Origin of the sequence: Bacillus sp. FSL R9-9497, assembly GCF_038005805.1 — a bacterium.
GTDB classification, from domain to species: Bacteria; Bacillota; Bacilli; order Bacillales; family Bacillaceae_G; genus Bacillus_A; species Bacillus_A cereus.
The window spans coordinates 1,417,371-1,436,245 of sequence record NZ_JBBOTY010000001.1 but is presented as its reverse complement, the minus strand read 5'-3'; the positions used below and the strand labels follow the sequence as shown (position 1 = coordinate 1,436,245).

Below are 18,875 nucleotides of genomic sequence, written 5' to 3'. Positions count from 1 at the left end.
AAAATAGGAAAGTGACATACACTCTCCTATTTTATTTCTCTATGCATATGAATGTAAACCGGCAATAATTAAGTTTACTACAATAAAGTTAAACATAATGATTGCAAAACCAATTACTGCAAGCCAAGCTGATTTCTCTCCATGCCACCCTTTAGATAATCGTAAATGTAGTACTGCAGCATAAAAGAGCCACGTTATAAGTGCCCAAACCTCTTTCGGATCCCAGCCCCAAAAGCGCGTCCACGCTATTTGAGCCCAAATCATCGCAAAAATTAATGCACCTAATGTGAAAACTGGGAATCCAATTGCAATAGATCGATATCCGATTTCATCTAGTAGATCACTATTCGTATTCTTTACTAACGGCTGAAGTGCCGCCGATACTCGCTTCCGTAAAACGAGTCTTAATACAATATACAGTAATGTTCCAACTAACACTGACCAAATAACAGTATTTAATTTTTTTGCATTTACAATTGCTGGAACTTCAACTGCCGGTTCTAATTTATTTTCTGTCAGTAACTTCCCTTCATGCGGTCCAACTAAAGCCGGAAGATTGTACTTCATTTCCAGTTGTTGTTCATTTTTATCAATCCATTGAAACTTCGCTTCATATTTCATACTAGAAAATACCGTTGTTACTCCAATAAATCCAACTGTACAAACAAGTGTAAATACTACCGTCTCTAGCCAAAATGTACGTTTACTTCTCGTCGATTGATCTACATTTTTCAATAAATACATAACGCCTGTAATAAAACTAATCGCTAAAATGGCTTGTCCTGCTGCTGCAGTCGTCACGTGAATATGTAACCAATTACTTTTTAAAGATGGAATAAGCGGAGATATTTCCCTCGGAAACATACTTGCATAGGCAATTAATAAAAGCGCAACTGGTAATGCAAATAGTCCGATTATGCTTACACGGTACATAAAATACATGACAATAAATGCTCCTACAAGCATCATGCCGAAAAATGTACCGAATTCAAAAAAGTTACTAACTGGCGCATGCCCTGATGCAATCCACCTTGTAACAAAATATACTGTTTGTGCTATAAACCCTAAAATTGTAATCGTTATTCCTACATTTGCCCATTTATGACCCTTTTCTTTAATGGCTCCCCCAAAAAATAGAGTCGCAATTAAATATAAAATAAATGCGGTAAAGAGAAAGTTACTACTTATTTGCACCATATCGTTTCCCCACCTTAACTAATTTTTTTATCAATTACTTTATCATTTGGCTGTGGAATTGCTGTACCTTCTATTACTCTTTCAATATCTTTCTTTAAACCGAACCAATTTTTATTTGTATGCCCTGCAATCCACCATTCATCATTAACACGTTGTATCCAAATACGGCGATGATTCCAATACATACCTTGAATGACACCAACCATAAATATAAATCCTCCAATACCGAGAATCCAAAGCGTTAAATCTTTTCTTACAGTAAGTGCTGTTGCATTTTGCATTTCAACACCTGCAAACGACATTTTATATTTGTTGTTTCCATCTGGTTCTATATTTTGCTGAATACCAACAAAACTCACTTCACCATCTGGTGTTTCAGGTGTAAACATTTTAAATACAAATGCAGGATTGTTTGGTAATTTCGTTTTTGTATTTGGTTTTCCATTCTCATCAAAATAAAAATCAGGAAAATAGCTTAATAGTTCTAGAGAATAACCAGTTCCTAAATCATATTTTTCCTTAGGATTCGTTAAATCTACTTTAATCGGTCCCCACTTTTGATTATTTTCTTTATTTTGCAAGTTAAAGGACATACTTTTAAATTCACTTTCTTTATAATCCACTTGATACACTGCAAATTGATCAAATTTCAGTGGTTCATTCACTCGAATTTCCGCTTCTTTTACTTTTTCTAATTTCGGTTTTTGTCCTGCTATATTTTCTCCTACTGCTTTATATAATACGGCATTCGTTTGGAAGTTTTTCGCAATCATTTTATCGCCTACACGATCAATCGCTTCCTCAAAAACTTCTTTGTCCTTACTTTTATCATAAACTTCTTTTATAAATTTCTCGTTTTTTAAGTAGTACTGTCCATCCGTCCCTGGTATTTCTTTCGTTTCACCATCACGTAACCAAAGTGCTTCGTCTACGTACATACTCGGTAAAAAACGAAGCATCGCACCGAATAAAAAGATAATAAGGCCGATATGATTTACATATGGACCCCAACGCGAGAAGCGTCCCTTTTCTGCTAAAACGTTTCCGTCTTCCACTTTCACGTTATAGTTTCTTTTCTTTAAATTCTTTTGCACTCTTTCCAGGTCACCATCTTGCGGTGTACCAGTCCCATATAATCTCTGTCTCTTTAAAAAGCTAGGATGTCTTTTTACACCTTGCTTTTTTAAAGCTTTATAAAGTGGAATAACGCGGTCTAAACTACATATCACAAGTGAAATACCGATAGAAGCAATCAAAATCATATACCACCATGAACCGTATAAATTATTAAATCCTAATTGATAGTATAATTGTCCTAAAAATCCGTATTCTTGTTTATAATATTCAGCTGGTGCAATCCCTGGAGTTATGTACATTTCTTGCGGAAAAATAGTTCCTATCGCTGATGCAGCTAAAGTTATTACGATTAGCCATACACCCACTTTTACAGAAGAGAAAAAGCTCCAAATTTTATCGACTATCGTTTTTGTCTGCGTGAGAGATCTCCGTGCACTCCCCTCATAGCGCATATCCAATAGTTTTGCATTTTCATTGCTTTCAAATGGTTTCCCGCAAGCTTCACAAAAAACGGTTCCTATCGGATTAACATGTCCACATTCACATTTAATTTCTTTCAACACTCTCACCGCCCCTGTATCTATATGTACTATTGTATATTCTAACCTCAAGTTACCACAATACTCAGAATTTTTAAACCAGAGGCACTATAGACACGCACCCCTTATGTAAAGGCTTTCTTTATTACGGAGTAATTTTCTTTAAATACCCTTCTAACTGTTCTTTCGTTTGTTCACCTATAATTTGCTCCACTACTTTTCCATCTTTATCAATCAAAAAGCTTGTCGGTAATGGACCTACTCCATATGTTCCTATAATCTTTTGTCCTTTATCAATGGCAACTGGGAATTTCAAACCATACTGGTTCACAAAGTTCTTTACTGCAATATCCGTTTCATCTGCATCTAACGCTATGATTTCAACACCTTTTTCTTTATACTTTGGATATAATTCATTCATATAAGGCATTTCTTTTTCACAAGGTTTACACCACGTGCCCCAAAAGTTTAAAAATACACCTTTTCCCTTTAAATCTTTTAGTTCAATTTTCTTCCCTTCTAAATCCGTCACAACAAAGTTAGGTGCTTCTTTTCCGATTTGCATTTTCTCTTTATTAGCAAAGAATCCTTGATAAAGGGTAAATCCTACAGCACCACATAAAATGAGTAGAATAATAACGCGAAATAATAAGCGATTTTTCTTCATATTACCTCTCCTCTCCTCGATAAATGTTATGTATTATCTTCTGTAAATGTTGTATTGAATAAATCACCAGCAGAGCACTCCACTGGTGAATTTTTAACTCTATAGCTTATCTTGGCTTTGTAGAAGCAAGTGCGCGTAATTGTTTCACCTCATGTGGTGTCAATTCTCTCGCATCACCAGGTCGCAGGCTTCCTACTTCTAAGAAAGCATAACGTTCACGTTTTAATTTCACTACTTTACAGTCTAACGCTTCAAACATACGACGTACTTGACGATTACGTCCTTCATGAATTGTTAACTGTACAATAGCCATCTCTTTACGCTTGTCCCAAGAAATAATTTTCACACGCGCTGGCGCTGTTTTACCGTCTTCTAACGTAACACCGCGTTCTAACATGCGAATTTTCTCACCTGTTAATGGACCTTTTATTTTTGCAACATATGTTTTTTCAACTTTATATCTAGGATGCATTAATACGTTTGCGAAGTCCCCATCGTTTGTCATTAATAATACGCCAGACGTATCATAATCTAAGCGTCCGATTGGGAATAAACGTTGTGTAATTTCCGGGAAAAAGTCCGTTACAACACTTCTTCCTTTATCGTCTGATACACTTGAAATTACGCCAGTTGGTTTATATAGTAAAAAATAAACAGGTTCTTCTTTTTCAAGAGGGATGTTATTTACTTCTACTTTATCTTGAGGAGTTACTTTTGTCCCTAACTCCTTCACTATTTTTCCATTAACTTTCACTTTTCCTTGCTGAATTAATTCCTCAGCCTTTCTTCTCGATGCAATACCTGCTTGCGCAATCACTTTTTGTAATCGTTCCATTTCTTTTTTCACCTCGAATTTATCTTACCTTACATTAGAAAGACTTGGCAACCGCATACGCTTTACGGCTATTCGCTTCATCTTACTTAAACAACATAGCGATGATAATAAACATATAAAGGTCAAATCATGTTTTTACCTTTTATTATTGTCCATATTTTTCATATTTCTCACAATAAAAGTTCATCATTTTGTCAAAAATACCACATAAAAAAACCACTATTAAGCTACACCTTAATAGTGGTCGTATACGTATTATAAGCGAAATAGCGTAAAAAATGAATAGTATTACTGAAACAATAAAGAAACGAACACAATTGAGCATATAATCCCTATTAAATCTGCAAAAAGTCCTACTTTTAGTGCATCACCCATTTTTCTAATCCCGACCGCGCCAAAATATACAGTTAAAATGTAGAAAGTCGTATCTGTGCTTCCCTGCATCGTAGAAGCCAATCTCCCAATAAACGAATCTGGCCCATATGTGGCAATTAAATCGGTCGTAATACTTAAACCAGCAGAGCCTGAAATAGGGCGTATAAGTGCTAGTGGAACAATTTCTGCTGGAACATGGATCAAATCTAACATTGGCTTCATTACCGATATCATTGCATCTAACGCACCTGAAGACCGGAATATAGAAATAGACACAAGCATTCCAACCATAAACGGTAAGATGGAAATTGCAATTTGAATCCCTTCTTTTCCTCCCTCAACGAACGATTCATACGTCGGTACTTTCTTTATTGTGCCATATAAAAGGATAAAACCAATTACACAAGGAATTACCCATAAAGAAATTGTATTTACAATACTCATTTTTTCCGCCCCTTTCTACTCCTTCTTCGGTAAAAATAGCGGTCAATCCAAATTGCTCCAATCATAGAAAGTACTTGTGCAATAAATGTTACCCCAACAATTTCAGTAGGATTCGCTGATTCATACGTCATTCGAATGGAAATGACTGTCGTAGGAATTAATGTAATGGCTGATGTATTTAATGCTAGAAACGTCACCATAGAACGGCTCGCCGAATCCTTTCCTCCATTTAACTCTTTCAGTTGTTCCATCGCTTTAATACCAAGAGGGGTTGCTGCATTACCTAGACCAAAAAAGTTTGCCATCATATTTGATAGAATAAATCCCATGGACGGATGATCCTTTGGTATTTCTGGAAACAACCTTTTTACTATCGGCATAAAAAGTGTAACTAATTTTTTTAACAATCCGGCTTCCTCTGCAATTTTCATTAAACCGAGCCAAAATACTAAAACACTAATAAGTCCTATACAAATCGTTACCGCATCTTTTGCTCCGTCAAATACAGCTTTATTCACTTCTTCCATCGTGCCATTTATCATGGCGTATACAATCCCAATGACAGCCATCGCTACCCATACGAGATTAACCATCGTTCCCAACACCTATCATGTAAGAAAAAATTTCTTTCACATTATTCCAGTAAAGTCCCGTTGTAGCTACTAACTTCCGTTTACTATAAAATAAATTCCGTTCTCCAACTTTTTCATTACCAACATAAATGTCTGTCTTCCCAACCTTTACTCCATCCGTAAGTTTTGTACTTTTATGGAGTTCAACTTTTAATACTACGTTCTTTTTTTCTTCTTCAGTTAACGGTACCGAAAAACTATTTTTCGTATAAACATGGTTGGCATACTTCTTTTCATTTATTTCAGCAATTGCTCCTTGTCCTAAAACTTTCGTTTGTTTGAAACGTTCAAAACCTTTATCAAACAAATTCATATGATCATCCCAATCACTAGAGGCACTCAAAGTTACGACAATTAAATCTAGTCCATCTTTTGATGCCGTTGTCACAAGCGTTCGCCCAGCTTTCTTTGTAAAGCCTGTTTTTCCTCCTGTTGCAAATTCATAATAAGACGTTACCAGCTTATGTTTATTTTTCCACGGGTAATCCCAAGAATCTGATTTATATGTTTTGGTTCCAAAGATTTTCTTAAATGTCTCGTTTCCCATTGCATATTTCGTTAATAATGCCATATCGTAAGCCGACGAATAATGTGATCCATCTCCATCTAAGCCATGAGGGTTTGAGAAGTGCGTATCTTTCATTCCAATTTCTTTCGCTTTTTGATTCATTAAATATACGAATCCATCTATACTCCCACCCACACTTTCAGCAATTACTTGCGCTGCGTCATTACCAGATCTAAGCATGAGTCCGTATACTAAATCTTCTAACTTCACTTTTTGTCCAGGCTTTAAATAGATTGCCGATCCTTCCACCCTCACCGCTTCATTACTAACTGATACCATTTCTTTCATCTTCCCTGATTCAGCAGCTAATAAGGCGGTCATAATTTTTGTTATACTAGCAATTTTTTGAGGCTCATGTTCTGCTTTTCCGTATAATACACGACCAGACTGTTGCTCCATTAATACAGCATTTCGAGCACTGACATTGCTGTTCATCTTTGCATATGTAGGAATCGGCATAACGCTTGCATACATCATAAGAAGCGTAATGATTACACAAATTCGTCTCATATTTCCCCCCACGTCCTTTTGGCACTTTTTGTACAAGTGTATGCTTGGCCTTTTAAAATATGAACGAAATCTTCCTTCTACTTCCATTAAAAAAGACGCAGAGAATTTGCGTCTAATATGGTGTCCATTCAATTTGTTTCGCAGTTTCAAACCTTTTTTCTACATCAGGCCAATTTACAACATTCCACCAGTTTTTAATATATTCATCTTTTCGATTTTGGTATTGTAAATAATACGCATGTTCCCAGACATCTAGTACAAGGAGCGGTATCGTATCCCATTGTGTAAATAATTGATGAAGTGTACTTTGCAAAATTTCTAACCTTCCAGACCGGGGTACCCAAACGAGAATTGCCCAGCCTGAACCTTCTACTTTAGAGGCCGCTTCTGTAAAATGTTTTTGGAAACGTAAAAAGCTCCCAAAATCTTGTTCAATTTGTTGTGAAAAAGCTCCTCTTGGACTTCCACCACCGTCTTTTTTCATGTTATTCCAAAATATCGTGTGTAAGTAATGACCTGACCCATGAAAAGCCGCTTCCCTTTCCCAATGCTTAATTAAATCAAATTTATTTGTTTTTCTCGCTTCTTCCATCATCTTCTCTGCTTTATTTAACCCTTCCACGTAACTCCGATGATGTTTATCATGATGTAACATCATAATTTCTTTGGAAATATACGGTTCTAATGCATTATACGGATAAGGTAATGGCGGGAGTGTATGTCCTCCAATTGGGACAGCTCGTTCACTATCCCCTCTTTCATATAATTCATATTCCTCTTCTTCTTGCATAAATACTTCCTGCAAGTGATGCTGAATATGTTCTACATCATCGCTTATTTCATACATAAACTCTGCATCTGTTTCATACTCATGCTCTTTCATACGCTCTAATAACGTCTGAATTTTATAAGCAAGCATATGGACATCATACACTTCCATTGCGCGGCTATCTAATACGTGAAGAACACTTTCACACCAATTTTCTACTTCATGAAAGTAATCTGTAAATACACCTTGCTGATTCATGTTGCACCTCCCTAATGCTATCCACTTAACTATATTCAATGAAAATCCCTTATATAACTGTACAAAAGGAAAAGAAGCTAAGTCACCTTAGCTTCTTTTCCTCAATCAATATTTGTGTAACATCTTTGTCTGATAATCCGTCTCATAATATTCTAGTTCTTCACGCATCAATTGAAATTTACCTTCTAAACTCTTCATCACTTGCTCCAAAGATGCAGGTGGTGTTTGTTGAAAAACGATAGAATTTTTCCCTGTATATGCAGACCGACTATTTTCATACCAATGATCACTCTTCGGTGAAAAAAACTCTGCAATTACTTGATGGTAAATCTTATATAAAATTTTTTCAGCTGCTGTTTTTCGAAATGGCTGGCTATTCAACAAAACAAAACATGCATCCTGTCCTTCTTCGCAAAAAACGAGAAGTCGTCTCATTGATGCTAATACCCCTTTATAATATTGCTCATTCCCTGCTGGTGTTTCCTCTAATAAAGAAGGTAACGTATGATAATTTACATAATTAGTTATCAAATTAATAGCATCTTCTAAAAATATAGAAACTTGTTCTGTTTGATTTTCAACCATCAAATTAGACATTTTTCTCTCTCCTTTGCCATTTCACGCTATTTCTACTCTTTTATTTTTATGTAATTCAGCCAATATTTCTTGTACTTTCGACACCGTTCCCTCATCAAAATATTGTTGAAATTCTTCCATATTATTTAAATACAAACGTTTTTGCGCACGAAGCTCCTTATCTTTCACTAAACAACATATCGCTACAATATCACGCAAATATATGTTTTGTTCTTCTACTTTATACACTGGATTTCCTTCAAAAGGAGTAATTTCTTGTAAAACTTCTTCAAAATATCGAACGTATACAACCGAAAAAGTTTTCTCTTTACCATTTAATATATATGTCACTTCAGATCTGTTAAAAAAATCTTCTGATGTATTAGGTTTCGCTTTTTCTAACTCATATCCTACGTAACCTTTTATAATCATATACTCCCCTCCCCCCCTCTTTCATCTTATTCTAACTTAATTTTCTGATAAACAAAATATTCTTTTAAATATACCTATATAAAAAATAGCTCGCCTATACAGGAATTTACCTTTTTATTTTTCTTGAAGTTTGTCATAATAATATTATTGTCTCAGTTTTCTTATACAAGGAGAGTTGTATTTATGTCGTTTTCATGGAAACGTTTCTTACAAATCGGGAAAATTGTCTTCCCATTTGTTGTATTAACAATTGTATTCTTTCAAGCAAAAAAAGAATTAGCGGGCATTTCTTTTTTAGAAGCGATTGATACAATTAAAAACATTCCAACTGGAGGAGTCTTTTTAGCAATTACACTTGGTGCATTCGCTGTATCAACAATGTTCTTTTATGACTATGTTATGCTTCGTTACTTAAAAGCTGATATCCCTGTCCAAAAGATTTTCCGTATCTCGTGGATTGCTAATACTTTAAATGGATTTATCGGGTTTGGTGGTCTTGTTGGAGCCGGCGTACGCACAATGCTTTATCGTCCATATATAAAAGAAAATGGAAAACTTATTAAAAGTATCGCTTGGATGACAACTGCCTTTATTAATGGATTAGCCATTCTTTCATTTCTTGGTCTCATCGGAATATTAGACACGAGATTTATTTTGCATGAAAAACCATGGCTATGGCCTGTTCTTATCTTCTTCGCTCTTTTCGTCCCTATATATATCGGATTTTCTAAATTAAAAAATAGAAAAGCGACGCAAACAGAGGAACAAGAAGAAGAGGAGAAAAACCCAACTGTTTTATACTCATTAGTTTCATTAGTCGAGTGGGTATCCGCTGGTATTGTTATGTACGTCATATTACTATTATTTGGCATTGAAATCGAATTCCAAAAGTTTTTAGGCGTATATGTTATTGCTGCTTTAGCTGGTGTCGTTAGTCTTGTTCCTGGTGGCCTTGGATCATTTGATCTTGTCTTCTTAACTGGGCTTGGGCAATACGGCATCGATACAGGTGTTTTACTCCCTGCTATGTTATTATATCGTCTCGTCTATTACATCTTGCCCTTCTGCCTTGGTCTCATTTTTGCAGCTTTTGAAATGACAGGAGTAGCCATTAAAAAGTTTGAAGATAAACCTTTTATTGCGCCTGCATTAGAGACAACTGGTGTTATATGGACTTTGCAGCGTGACTTTCTAGGAAAGTTAGGTTCTTGGGCGTCTGCTGCTTTAACAGTATTTGCTGGCTTAATGGTTATTTTATCAACCATTCTACCGACAAGTATAAATCGGGCACACGCCTTACATATTCTAGCTCCAAAACATCTTATTCAATTTTCTTTTAGCTTATCGCTAACATTCGGTATTCTCCTCCTCATTCTTTCGCGGGGGATATATTACGGAACAAAACGTTCTTATTATATGACGATTGTTTCTTTAATTGGAGCGGCTATTTTTAACACACTAAAAGGAATTGATGTTGAAGAAACTTTTATTTTATTAATCGTACTCGCTGTATTGTATATGCTTCGTAAAAGGTTTGTACGTGAGAAAATGGAAGTCTCACTTTCCGATATCGTAAAAGTTTTTATATTCCTACTTGTAACGTTATATTTATATAAAAACTTAGGTATTTTATTTGCAGGTGCAAAAGAAGCTTTCAAACCTGATTTTGTCGTTCGTAATATTACACAAGTGAAACGAAGTGCATTAGCAGCTGCCTTTTTTGTTCCTACTTTTTTACTAATTGGTTCACTCATTGCAAATCGTTATCGAAATGAATTTCCCGGGCAACCAGCTAATGATAAACGATTACAAAACTTCTTAGATGAACATGGTGGAAATGTACTTAGTCATTTAGGTTTTTTAGGAGATAAACAGTTCTTTTTCAGTAGTGATGGAAAAGCACTCATTCTCTTCTCAATAACTGGAAAACGACTTATTGTACTAGGTGATCCAATCGGGGACCCTTCCTCCTATCGTACTGTATTGCAAGAGTTTTTAGCTGAGGCTGATCGATTTGGATACATTTGTGTATTCTATCAAATTGAAAGTAAATGGATGAGTTTATACCACGATTTTGGTTATAACTTCTTTAAGCTTGGTGAAGAAGCTGTTGTTGATTTAAATACCTTTACAATAACAGGAAAGAAACGCGCTGGCATGCGAGCTACTTTCAACCGTTTTGAAAGAGAAGGCTATACATTCTCTATTCATGAGCCACCTTTCTCCGACGAATTATATGAAGAGTTAAGAAAAGTTTCAGATGCATGGCTTGGTGGAAAAAAAGAGAAAGGTTTTTCACTCGGATACTTCGATCGTGAATATATTAGTCGCGCTCCTATCGCAACATTATCTGATTCGGATGGAAAAATTATTGCATTCACAACATTCATGCCTGTATATCAAAACGGATCATTATCTGTCGATTTAATGCGATATTATCCAGATGCGCCTAGCGGCATTATGGACGCAATTTTCATCCACTTATTCCAGTGGGCAAAAGAAAATGAATACCACTCCTTTAATATCGGTATGGCACCACTTTCAAATGTTGGTTTATCCACACAGTCTTTCTGGTCTGAACGAGTGGCTGCTGCAATCTTTAATAACGTTCGTTATACGTATAGTTTCAGCGGATTACGACATTTTAAAGAAAAATATAAACCAGCATGGAGCGGTAAATATTTAGCATTTAGAAAGAATCATTCTTTACCAATTACAATGCTCTCTGTAACAAAATTAATAGGAAAAAGAAAAAACAGCTAAATTCTTAGCTGTTTTTTCTTTTTTGAACTTGTACAATAAATTCTTTTTCATACTTCTTACCATTTATATAGAAATTCCCCCACATTTTATACGTGCCCTCGGCAGGAAATGTAATTCGGTATTGTAATTGTTCATCCGTATCTACAGGCATAGCGTATAAAAAATTCTCCTTCGTTTCATCCACTATATAGAGTGACTCTACTTCTCCTCTCTCTGAATGCAATTTCAATTTTTCACCCTTTTTTGCTTGAAACTGAAATGTTAACGTAACTGGTTCATTCGGATGTAATGCGCCAAATAAAAGAGAAACTTCATACTCTCCTATTTTTTTTGTAAGTACACTGTCGATTGGAAATTTCACTTTTTTCTTATTGTTCTCCTCTTTCGTTCTACCAAAATTCTTCCTAGCGAATGACTCTACGGACTTATTTTTATCTTCGTATAAAAATATTGTATATTCTTCGTCTTTCGCTATTTTGGAAGATAACTTATATGACCCGTTCCCTGCAAATGTGGGTTTAATTTGTTGTATGTTTTTTAACTGTCCATCTACAATCACTGCCCGCATTTGATCATTTACACCACGAATTTCATTATTCTTGTTGTTTAACAACTGAAATACAATATCTACTTTCTCATTTCCCTTTCCATTTGAAACATCCCACTTTACTTCCTGAACATCTCCTACAGTCTCTTCGTTTTCTTGATATTTTTTTATGTAAAATCCTCCTGCCACAATAAGTACTAACGCAATAAGCCCGATGACAAGATTTTTCAAAACATCACCTACCATTTTTATTGTCTCTATTCATACAAAACTTCTTAAGATATATATTCTAGATTATGATTTATGAAATCCTCCTATTTTGCACATATTACAAATAATAAAAAGATTTTAATTGAAAGGATTCGTAGTGTATAATGCAAATGATATTGATTTCTATCAATACATTATAAGGAGGACTTTTTTATGAGTGTACATATCGAAGCAAAACAAGGCGAAATCGCTGAATCTATTCTATTACCTGGTGATCCATTACGTGCAAAATATATCGCTGAAACATTTCTAGAGGACGTTACTTGCTATAATAATGTGCGTGGTATGTTAGGTTTCACTGGAACTTATAAAGGAAAACGTGTATCTGTTCAAGGTACAGGTATGGGTGTTCCTTCTATTTCTATTTATGTAAACGAATTAATCCAAAGCTACGGAGTTAAAAATTTAATTCGCGTTGGAACTTGCGGTGCAATTCAAAAAGATGTAAAAGTTCGTGATGTTATTATCGCAATGACGGCTTGTACTGATTCTAATATGAACCGTTTAACATTCCCAGGATTTGATTTTGCACCAGCTGCAAACTTTGACCTTTTAAAGAAAGCTTATGATGCTGGAACTGAAAAAGGATTACACGTTCGTGTCGGTAACGTTTTAACAGCAGATGTGTTTTATCGTGAAAGCATGGACATGGTTAAAAAACTTGGAGATTACGGTGTATTAGCAGTAGAAATGGAAACAACTGCTCTTTACACATTAGCAGCGAAATACGGTGTAAATGCATTATCTGTATTAACAGTTAGCGATCACATCTTCACTGGCGAAGAAACAACATCTGAAGAGCGTCAAACTACATTTAACGAAATGATTGAAATCGCTTTAGATGCAGCAATTCAACAATAATACACTAAAGAACTTGTCATACGTCTGGCGAGTTCTTTTTATGTGACTTTTTATAAATAACTACTTTATAAAGAGACAGATTTCTCCCCTCTACTTTCTTGTAACGTTTGTTATAATAAAGTGAAACTTTAATCAGTGGAGGTTTTTTCCATCCCCCACTGATTATTAGTTGAACCAATCGGATTTTACGGGCAATTGATTTCCCACTTAACTCCCTTGTATTCGCCGAATTTTGAAGTGGGAGTCTTATTGCCCGTTAAAGCGGGATAAAGAAATCATTTACAGTATTTCTCATAAGAGGTGACGTAGTGAAAAACAGAAGTATCGTCTTTAAACTATTTTTATTAACATCCACTTTATTTACAATCATATTCCTACTTTTTTTCCTAGGACAATCTCTATTTTTAGAGAAATTTTATATTAATAAGAAAGTAAAAACAGTCCAAACTGCTTTTGAAAAATTCGTAGATAATTATGATAAAAGTGATAAAAGTTATGAGCAGGTTAGAAAACTAAAACAAGAATTTCATGATAAAACAAATGCCGATATGCAGTTTTTGGACTCTAACGGTATTATTAAAAGTGATAACAATTACTATATCGATGTATTTAATCCCAACAATAATAAACAGTATTCCATTCCACTCAATAATCTTTTAACACCAGAAGAATATAATAAATTCGAAAATTTAGGTTTAAAAAAAGATGTAATAATCAATGTTGATGGAGTCGTACAAGAGAATAATATAATCACACCACAAAAATTAGGAACGAATTATAATCAATGGCAGAACGAACATTTCTATTCGGATTTTCAGTCAATTAATGGTAACCCTTCTAAGAACAGACTTGCAAGCCGATACAAATCTACAACTCGAATCGTCTTTACAGGTGTTATAACTAAGTTACAGCTCCCATCCAAAGCTGAGGTTCGTCTTGCAAATGATATTGAAACATTACAAGCCGTTCAATATTTTGCTGATATGATTAGAGAGGGCACTTCTAACTCGAACCAATTAAGTACTTTCATATTAGATGGTGGAGAAAATATAAAAAATAGTATCTTTGTAAAACCGATTATAGAAAATGGAAGGATTACAGAATATGCTTTTGCGATAGCATCTTTGCAGCCTGTTAATGAAGCGATGCTCGTTTTAAAAGATTATTATGTCTATGCCTTAATCATCGTGTTTCTCGTAATTATTTTGTTATCCTTCTACTACTCAAAAATTATTGTAAAGCCATTAATTAAAATAAATCGTGTTACAAAAAAAATGGCTAATTTTGATTTCAGCGAGAAATTACCTGTTACAGCTGACGATGAAATTGGCGGGCTTTCTGGCAGTATCAATACATTATCTGTAAATTTAAAAGATCGAATCGATCGATTAAATGTTGCTAATACAAAGTTACAACAAGATATTGAACGTGAACGTCAATTAGAAAAAACAAGAAAAGAATTCATTTCTGGCGTATCACACGAATTAAAAACACCGCTAAGTGTAATTAGAAGTTTTGCAGAAGGAATTAAAGATGGTGTTAGTAAGGATACTTCGTATTATACTGATGTTATTTTAGAAGAAACAGAAAATATGAACAGGCTGATTGTTGAAATGTTAGAATTAGCAAAGTTGGAATCTGGTACTTACAAACTAGATATGACGACGTTCTCAATCGGTGAATTAACGCAACAAGTCTACACAAAATTATTATTTAGCATGGAAGAAAAACATTTACAAGTGAACATCGATGCAGACCCTTCTATACTTGTTAAAGCAAATCGCAGTCGCATTGAACAAGTAGTTGTGAACTTACTAAGTAATGCAATCCGTTATACGCCAGAGGGAGAAAAAATACAAGTCTCCATTATAGAAGCAGAAGATACCGTAAAAGTCGAAATCGAGAATACAGGAAACCCTATCCCTGAAGAAAGTCTTGAAAAAATTTGGGATCGCTTCTATCGTCTAGATGCATCACGTAGCCGTCACACCGGAGGTACCGGTCTCGGATTATCTATTGTAAAAAACATTTTAGACCTCCATCATGCCGAGTATGGTGTGTATAATACGACTAACAGTGTTGTATTCTATTTCAATTTACAAAAAGTAAAAGAAGTCAAATAATTTGTCTTAATTTCACTAGGAGTTCACATGAAATTCACACTCTCCCTTTATAGTAAGAAACAAGTTAATCCTTTCCTTTACACATATAAAAGAGGAGAGTGCGTGAAATGAAACAAGCAGGACAACCTATTCAAAATGAAAAACAATTAGAAACTATCAAAAATATACTTTTACAATCTTCGAAACGTGATGGCTTATTATTCGTATTAGCTGTAAATTCTGGCTTAAAAGTAAGTGAAATCTTACAATTAAAAGTTAGTGATGTAATTGATGAAAATGAAAATGTTCGCCATTCCATTTTATTTTACAATGAAAAAGTGAAGAAACATAAATGGTTTGCTGTAAATGAAGACTTACAGCACGCAATCGAAGACTACATGAAAGAACGTAAAACTTGGAAACGTAATGAACCATTGTTAAAATCTCAAAAAGGAACAAAATCTATTACGAGACAACATGCATGGTACATTTTAAACAAAGCCGCAAAAGAAGTTGGATTAGAAGGGATTAGCTCACATACACTTCGAAAAACTTGGGGTTATTGTGCATACAAATCAGGTGTTGATATTGCGTTTTTACAACACTTCTTTGATCACAGTACTCCATCAAAAACTTTAAAGTATATCGGTATTGCTTAATAACTCTTATACATAAAAAAGGTTACCATTTTAAAATTTGGTAACCTTTTTTATATTTCGTATTCTCTTTTCTTGTCTCTCCTATACTGTAGTGGTACTCTAATAATAAGGGGGAGAAATTATGAACACACTTACAATTGAATTACCAAAAGAAACGGCTGAAAAACTTGATTTATTAAAACAAGCTTATGAAAAGAAAACAGGTGCTTCTATCTCTGAGAGCACTCTCGTTCAAACACTTATCTCAAAAGAATTTATCCAAGCGATAACTCCTTTTGATTTACAACAATTCGTCAATGGAAAAGAACAGCATTAATCGCTGTTCTTTTTTTATCTCTATTTAAAATACACAAAGTTTTTTATATATTTTTAGAAAAACCATTGACAATGATAATGATAACCATTATCATTTATTATGAAGCCAACAATTGATGAATCAACCAAACGCTCAGTAACATTGTTACCCCTCTTTTTCATATAGAAAGGCACTGTACATTCCCCCTGTTTGTACAGTGCCTTTCTTGTTTATTATCATTCAAAAAAATTTAATTGCTCCGGCTTCGGCTCACCATATGTAATGTTCATCATTTTCATAAGCTGTTTCGCATTATCTGCTGCATCCCCACCTGAATTGTTGTTAAACAGTACGTATATATCCTTTGTTTTCTTTTTTAATTGCTCTAGTCGTTCAACCCATTCTTCCAGTTCTTTATTGTTGTAGCGATATAAACAGCGAACCGCTCTCCAATTTTCCCCTTTCTCAAGCCAACCATGAACATTTCGACCGTGAAAACGTATTAATGCCATGTCTGAATTCGTAACCTCTAACACGAGTGGCACAGAACCTATCCCAGCCTGTGGTTCATCACAAATTGTATGAATCCATTTCTCCTGTTCTAGAAACTGTAACGTCTTATCTCTCATTTCTGGATAAAACCATGTTTGATTTCGAAATTCTATTGCACATGGTAAACCTTCCATTTTTTCTTTCGTATATCGAAGAAAATCTACATTTTTCTTTTTGCAATCAAACCATGGTGGATATTGAAATAAAATTGTTTTTAATTTATCAGCTTCTATTAAAGGAAGAATAGACTGTTTATACACATCAAACATCTCATCGAACGTAGAAAAAGGAATTTCACCTTTCATATGTCCTGTCATTCCTTGATACGCTTTTACGACAAAAGAAAAATCTTTCGGCGTTTCCATTGCCCATTTTATATAATTTCGTGCAGGTAGCATTGCGTAAAATGAACTATCCACTTCCACAATAGGAAAATACTCGCTGTATGTTCGTAATTTATTTCTATTTTCATAGGGATTTATGTATAAAGAATCATGATCTCCCCATCCTGTCACTCCAATAAACAGCACATATACCCCTCCCTTTTTAACTTCATCTTCTATTCACTTTGCATCATGTAGCCTTTTCTTTAAGGGTATCCTTATAAAAATATGATATACTATATGGAAGAATTTTTAAAATGAGGGGTTATTTATTTATGCTTCCAAACGATGCTACTGTATCTCATGAAAAACGAATTGAAGAACTAGAAAATAAAGTACGTTTTTATGAAGAACTTGTGAATCAATTACCACATCATTTCACATACAAAAATCCACATATTGGTTTACGAATAAAGAAAACTAGAACGACTCATTCCATTCAAGAAATACCAAAAGAGAATAAAGAGGCTCATTTTCAACTTACTTGTGATTCATTATTTTTATTTGAACAACTTGAAAAACACTTTGTACATATTTTTGATGCCTTTTCACATCATGTAACCTTTATCGATAGTAAAGGGAATATTACTTTATGTAATCAAGTTGCTGCAGATGATTTCGGTATAATACGAAATGATATTATCGGAAAACCGATTCAACAATTACTAAACTTGCCGGAAGAAAAAATTAAAGCGATTGAAACATTAAAAACGGGAACAGAAATATATAATGAAGAAGTTTTAGACAAAAACTATGGCATTATAAATAACCGAATTATTCGCGATTATAACGGGGAGATTTTTAGAGTTATTAGTGTCTTTCATTATTTAAATACAGAACGTGATGCAGAGAAGTTTTCGTTAGCAGGGCGAATCGCAGCTGGAATTGCACACGAAGTACGAAATCCTCTTACAACAGTACGAGGATACTTACAATTTTTACAAGAAAGCGTTTCTCCATCAAATAAAGAGTTATTTAAAAACTTGCTTATCCCTGAATTAGATCGTGCAAATAATATTATTACAAAATTTTTAGCCATTTCAAAAACACGGGAATTTACAAGAGAACCGTTTCCCATCAATACATTTTTACGTGACTATATTCAACAGTTACTAGCTAGTGAAGTTTCCTTGCATAATATTTCAATTGATTATAACTTCTCTAATGAATTAGATGATATTTTAGTCAATATTGATCGACATGAACTTGTTCAAGTGTTTTTAAATCTATTTCAAAATGCCGTCGATGCTCAAGGCGACAAACCTCTTTCTATTCAAATTACTAGTTATCGCCTTAATAACTTCATTCGGATTACTTTCACAGATAATGGAATTGGTATTCCTCCAGCTATTCAAGAATATATCTTTGACCCATTCTTCTCAACGAAGGATTCGGGAACAGGACTAGGCTTGTCAGTAACAAAAAAAATCATCCAAAATCATAACGGCACATTAAAAATGACTAGTAATGAAGATGGTACAACTTTCACTATTTCAATTCCAATCTTACCTAAAACAACCCTTGAAAAATTAAATCAATGTAAATAGAGGACTAATCCACGAAC

The 18,875-nt window shown here is 34.4% G+C and carries 18 protein-coding genes; 6 read left to right on the top strand and 12 right to left on the bottom strand.

Annotation, left to right across the window (positions count from 1 at the left end):
* Positions 1–39: 39 nt before the first annotated feature.
* The 10 genes from resC to MKY21_RS07435 all read right to left on the bottom strand — a co-directional run bounded on the left by resC (position 40) and on the right by MKY21_RS07435 (position 8,879).
* Positions 40–1,197: a cytochrome c biogenesis protein ResC gene (gene resC, locus MKY21_RS07480; RefSeq protein WP_000250081.1), complete on the bottom strand. Its 1,158-nt coding sequence runs from the start codon at positions 1,195–1,197 to the stop codon at positions 40–42.
* 14 nt (positions 1,198–1,211) lie between these two features.
* Complete coding sequence (gene resB / locus MKY21_RS07475) at positions 1,212–2,837, bottom strand: cytochrome c biogenesis protein ResB (RefSeq protein ID WP_016117480.1); 1,626 nt, start codon at positions 2,835–2,837, stop codon at positions 1,212–1,214.
* Positions 2,838–2,958: 121 nt separating this feature from the next.
* Complete coding sequence (resA, locus tag MKY21_RS07470; protein ID WP_000742194.1) at positions 2,959–3,480, bottom strand: thiol-disulfide oxidoreductase ResA; 522 nt, start codon at positions 3,478–3,480, stop codon at positions 2,959–2,961.
* A 106-nt stretch (positions 3,481–3,586) separates the two neighbouring features.
* Entirely contained in the window at positions 3,587–4,327 is a 741-nt protein-coding gene (rluB, locus tag MKY21_RS07465; protein WP_372474244.1) for a 23S rRNA pseudouridine(2605) synthase RluB, read from the bottom strand.
* Between the two features lie 276 nt (positions 4,328–4,603).
* Positions 4,604–5,134 carry a spore maturation protein SpmB gene (gene spmB / locus MKY21_RS07460; RefSeq protein WP_000029514.1) on the bottom strand — a complete coding sequence of 177 codons (531 nt, stop codon included), beginning with the start codon at positions 5,132–5,134 and terminating at the stop codon, positions 4,604–4,606.
* A complete protein-coding gene (gene spmA, locus MKY21_RS07455) occupies positions 5,131–5,727 on the bottom strand; it encodes a spore maturation protein SpmA (protein ID WP_000247811.1) in 597 nt (198 codons plus the stop codon). The genes spmB and spmA overlap by 4 nt, the downstream gene beginning before the upstream one ends.
* The gene (locus tag MKY21_RS07450; RefSeq protein WP_001252637.1) at positions 5,720–6,844 is read right to left on the bottom strand and encodes a D-alanyl-D-alanine carboxypeptidase family protein; all 1,125 of its coding nucleotides are present in this window, start codon (positions 6,842–6,844) and stop codon (positions 5,720–5,722) included. Before MKY21_RS07450 ends, spmA begins: the two co-directional genes overlap by 8 nt.
* A 112-nt stretch (positions 6,845–6,956) precedes the next feature.
* On the bottom strand, positions 6,957–7,871 hold the full coding sequence (locus MKY21_RS07445) for a superoxide dismutase (protein ID WP_001075739.1): 915 nt from the start codon (positions 7,869–7,871) through the stop codon (positions 6,957–6,959).
* A gap of 105 nt (positions 7,872–7,976) precedes the next feature.
* Positions 7,977–8,468: a YpuI family protein gene (locus MKY21_RS07440; RefSeq protein ID WP_000067556.1), complete on the bottom strand. Its 492-nt coding sequence runs from the start codon at positions 8,466–8,468 to the stop codon at positions 7,977–7,979.
* A 21-nt stretch (positions 8,469–8,489) separates the two neighbouring features.
* Entirely contained in the window at positions 8,490–8,879 is a 390-nt protein-coding gene (locus tag MKY21_RS07435) for a hypothetical protein (RefSeq protein ID WP_000584365.1), read from the bottom strand.
* A 183-nt stretch (positions 8,880–9,062) separates the two neighbouring features.
* Between MKY21_RS07435 and mprF the strand changes: the two genes are divergently transcribed.
* Positions 9,063–11,642, top strand: coding sequence for a bifunctional lysylphosphatidylglycerol flippase/synthetase MprF (gene mprF / locus MKY21_RS07430; protein ID WP_000010893.1), 2,580 nt, complete (start codon positions 9,063–9,065; stop codon positions 11,640–11,642).
* Positions 11,643–11,646: 4 nt separating this feature from the next.
* Here mprF and MKY21_RS07425 read toward each other — a convergent pair whose 3' ends face one another.
* Positions 11,647–12,435: a hypothetical protein gene (locus tag MKY21_RS07425; protein WP_000232610.1), complete on the bottom strand. Its 789-nt coding sequence runs from the start codon at positions 12,433–12,435 to the stop codon at positions 11,647–11,649.
* A gap of 177 nt (positions 12,436–12,612) precedes the next feature.
* Here MKY21_RS07425 and deoD point away from each other — a divergent pair, with 177 nt between their 5' ends.
* From deoD to MKY21_RS07405, 4 genes are all read left to right on the top strand, one after another.
* Positions 12,613–13,320, top strand: a complete 708-nt coding sequence (gene deoD, locus MKY21_RS07420; protein WP_000110707.1) for a purine-nucleoside phosphorylase — start codon at positions 12,613–12,615, stop codon at positions 13,318–13,320.
* A 308-nt stretch (positions 13,321–13,628) separates the two neighbouring features.
* The gene (locus MKY21_RS07415; protein ID WP_000797516.1) at positions 13,629–15,443 is read left to right on the top strand and encodes a sensor histidine kinase; all 1,815 of its coding nucleotides are present in this window, start codon (positions 13,629–13,631) and stop codon (positions 15,441–15,443) included.
* Between the two features lie 107 nt (positions 15,444–15,550).
* Positions 15,551–16,081: a tyrosine-type recombinase/integrase gene (locus tag MKY21_RS07410; RefSeq protein ID WP_000806236.1), complete on the top strand. Its 531-nt coding sequence runs from the start codon at positions 15,551–15,553 to the stop codon at positions 16,079–16,081.
* Between the two features lie 121 nt (positions 16,082–16,202).
* Positions 16,203–16,397, top strand: coding sequence for a DUF3924 domain-containing protein (locus MKY21_RS07405; RefSeq protein ID WP_001094860.1), 195 nt, complete (start codon positions 16,203–16,205; stop codon positions 16,395–16,397).
* Between the two features lie 215 nt (positions 16,398–16,612).
* Here the strand turns inward: MKY21_RS07405 and MKY21_RS07400 are convergent, their stop codons facing one another.
* Entirely contained in the window at positions 16,613–17,458 is an 846-nt protein-coding gene (locus MKY21_RS07400; protein ID WP_341075830.1) for a DUF72 domain-containing protein, read from the bottom strand.
* 128 nt (positions 17,459–17,586) lie between these two features.
* Between MKY21_RS07400 and MKY21_RS07395 the strand changes: the two genes are divergently transcribed.
* Positions 17,587–18,858: an ATP-binding protein gene (locus MKY21_RS07395; RefSeq protein ID WP_000937238.1), complete on the top strand. Its 1,272-nt coding sequence runs from the start codon at positions 17,587–17,589 to the stop codon at positions 18,856–18,858.
* Positions 18,859–18,875: the final 17 nt, after the last annotated feature.